The 3,380-nt window shown below is 33.2% G+C and carries 2 protein-coding genes; both read right to left on the bottom strand.

Translation table 11 applies throughout. From position 1 onward, the window contains the following. Positions 1 to 487: 487 nt before the first annotated feature. A complete protein-coding gene (locus tag ACTNA4_RS15820; protein WP_083655179.1) occupies positions 488 to 1,318 on the bottom strand; it encodes a methyltransferase domain-containing protein in 831 nt (276 codons plus the stop codon). Positions 1,319 to 1,688: 370 nt separating this feature from the next. After that, positions 1,689 to 2,792 carry a 23S rRNA (adenine(2503)-C(2))-methyltransferase RlmN gene (locus ACTNA4_RS15815; protein WP_118408992.1) on the bottom strand — a complete coding sequence of 368 codons (1,104 nt, stop codon included), beginning with the start codon at positions 2,790 to 2,792 and terminating at the stop codon, positions 1,689 to 1,691. Positions 2,793 to 3,380 lie beyond the last annotated feature (588 nt).

The following is a 3,380-nucleotide window of genomic DNA, read 5'->3' as shown; positions in this document are numbered from 1 at the left end:
TTTTAAGAATTTATGATAAAGGTTTCCACCAACGGAATGGTGGTTCCCTTAAAAACGGATTTGCGGTTTCCTAAGTCCGGACAGCAGGGACACGGCCCCCGGATTATTCATTCATTTATTATTGCGATAAAAACATATGTATCACTTACTATAGGTGGATTAACAATAACAGTCTTCATTTTGAGTGCAATAGTTAATGCTATTATTTGAACCATTGAATGTTTGTATCCATCCAAACTTAAGGAGGCATTAACTGGACTATTTTTGCTCACACTTATATTAATATTTTTATTTTCTCCTTTAAACAAGTCTCTGTCCGAGATAAGTGTTGGTATGCATAACTGACCTGTTTATTCATTTTCTATGAATGCCCTGGGTAAACGAAAAGGAACAAGGTATATTTCATCCTTGTTCCTATCGGTCAGTATGTGCTATTCAGTTCAACAAATTGGAATTTGTTGCTCCGTCAAACTGAAAGTTTCAAGCGTTATAGACTTCCCACAAATATCTCTGCATCAATCGTCAAAGTTTTTAGCTTTTTGAAATCAATCTCAGTTTTATCTACATGGAAGAGCAGTGGGGTCATGTCTGCAAAAATTTTAATATCCTCTAACGGCATTTCATATGATTCTGAAACTCTTTTTTGGTAAATAACAGAATACTGCTTCTTGAATAAGTTAATCACATTCTCATTGGAATACTCTTGATTTTTCAAATGTTCTTTTGCAATGTTTCTGAACTCCATCAGATGTTTATTCCCAGGAATAACCTTTACAATATAGCCGCTATCCGTCAGAACTCTATTGAACTCCAAATAATTAGCTGGTGTAAATATGTCCAGTATACAGTCTACTGAGTGGTCTCTAATTGGCATATTTTCCAAATCACCCACAAACCACTTTATAGACTTACTACCGTCTCTTTTTGAAGCAAGGGAAATGGCATCTTTTGAAATATCAAAAGCAACTATATCTGCTTGAAATAGTTCTTTGATTTTTCTAGAATAATATCCTTCACCACATCCGACATCAAGAATAGTTGTTATGTTTTCAAGCTTGCTCAATATATGTGTTATCTCCGTAAGAATATGTGAATAGTATCCCTTTTCTAAAATATCCATTCTGCTTTCAAAAGAAGTTCTGCTATAATGCTTAGATTGCTTTTGATTTAATGCAAAATTCACATATCCTAATTTAGAAATATCGAAACAATGCTTATTACTACACAGCAAACTATTGCCTACCATCTTTAACTTTCGTTTACATATTGGACAACGAAAAAGCTTTTCGCTGTCATTAAATCTAATAATTTTATTCATGACATCCTCCATTATTACATTCTTGCCCGAAAGCGAGTTATGTAATACGGATGTACCGCAACACAACTCGCGGTATTATCTTAATCTCATATATGCTGTCATCTTATCACCTCCTCAAATTCAAGTTTGTATAACTATTTTATTGCATTATAGCATACTTTGGTCTGCTTTTCCCACTCCAGAGAAAATTTCTTTGTCGATAATTATCCTACCTATAGGAATATTTTTATTCACCAATACTTATCTCGGACAGAGATTTAAACAAAAAATCGGATAAACATTTATATTCCATAATAGATTCCTTGTAACTCTAATTGTTGATAGACAAAAAAACAGATCGCCTATGCATCACAAACAAAATACGGTTAATTTAGTGTTTTGTTTTGTAATTAATTTTAGAAAATGTATTTTTGTGCTTGCTTTTAGGATTCTCTTTCTTGCTTTTTGAACGATTGTGAAAACCTAAATCCTTCCCCATTGAATTGTGTTGCTTATTCTTCTCGTTTGTGTTACTAACCAACTGACCGCAGGCAGCTTTGATGTTATTACCTCGTGATTCTCTCATTTTTACTTCTAAACCAGCCGCTTCAAGTCGCAATTTAAATGCAACTAATTGTTGTTTGTTTGGCCTGTTAATATTGCAATTTGCGGTATCATTATATTGCAAAAGATTTATCAAAACATTTTTCTCACGAAACCATCTTCCTAATTGACGTACATCAGTTGCTTTATCATTTAGACCAGGAATCAATAAATAAGCAATTGTTACTTTTCTGTTATGTCTTTCCGAATATGATAAAACAGATTCAACAATCTTATTTATGTCATAACCTTTCATGTGAGGTATAATTATATCTCTTGTTCTTTGATTTGTTGCATGAAGAGAGAGGGTGAGTTGTATCTTCAGATGTTCTTCTCTTATTTTTTTTAATTGTTCTAAAGGACCTACTGTCGAAATATTAATTCCATCTGTGGGGAAATTAAGCCCATTTCTATCTCTTAGTATATGAATTGACTTAATTACATTATCATAATTAAAAAATGGTTCACCCATTCCCATATATACAATTCTGTTGACTTTTTCCTTCAGTAATGTTACTTGTTGCACAATTTCGGAAGGAGTTAAATTTCTTATAAATCCATTACTTCCAGATGCACAAAAAATACAACCGACAGGACATCCTACCATTGTACTAACACATACAGTTACACCTGTTTTTCTCTTTATGCAAACAGTTTCAACGCAGTAACCATCCTTTAATTTGAAAGAGTATTTTCTTGTGTCACCGCCATTATAAATATCATTAATGCTCATTGTTTGATATTTCTTTTGGGGCTTTTCCTTATAAAGGGCATGCATAAGCGATCGAGCTTTTTTTTCTCCAACGCAATCACAAATTTCTTTATATGTATAACCGTATGGGTCCGAATTTATCATTTCTTCAGTGATAATTATTGTGTTTTTATTTTTCATATCATCAATACCTTTCGAGAAATATAATTACAAAATACGATAAACTACCATTATTATAATAACATTTCTAAAACAAAAAATCAATAATCTACATATCTATTTTACTTAAAATACTAAAAATACTCTAAAAATATATGTATCGAATTTTTATGTAAAATATTTGTCAGAAAGAAATTTAATAATGCTGTCTAAAACTTGTGTAGAAAGATAACTGAATTATTATTTTCTGTTTAAATCACATACTCTAAATTGTTGATTTTTTTAGGTGGTATCGAAAAAAACGACACCATCTTTTCTTTTTCGGGAAGGTTAGGTCAGTTTACAAGGAACTACACGCAGACCGTGAAACGGGCTGCTGACAACAAACGGCGCTATGCTCCCGGCTGGGTGCATAGCACCTGTTTGTTGCGGGGGTTTCCAAAGGGGGCAGCGCCCCATTTGGCACACGACTTTGCGGAGCAAAGTGTAGTGTGTTATACTGTCGTCTCGCAAAATAAAGTTCCTGTCTCCTGCACAAAAACAGCGAATTATTATATCAGTTCCATAATGATGTCTCTTTGTACGTGCCTGTAATTACGGCGCGCTTTT

Source organism: Bariatricus sp. HCP28S3_A7, from assembly GCF_052066375.1.
Taxonomy (GTDB): Bacteria; Bacillota; Clostridia; order Lachnospirales; family Lachnospiraceae; genus Allocoprococcus.
This window is presented reverse-complemented; position numbering and strand designations above follow the sequence as displayed.

What these genes read in the sequence shown, in the direction of transcription:
- ACTNA4_RS15820 (WP_083655179.1), bottom strand. Translation starts at nt 1,318, where the DNA reads ATGAATAAAATTATTAGATTTAATGACAGCGAAAAGCTTTTTCGTTGT.
- ACTNA4_RS15815 (WP_118408992.1), bottom strand. Translation starts at nt 2,792, where the DNA reads ATGAAAAATAAAAACACAATAATTATCACTGAAGAAATGATAAATTCG.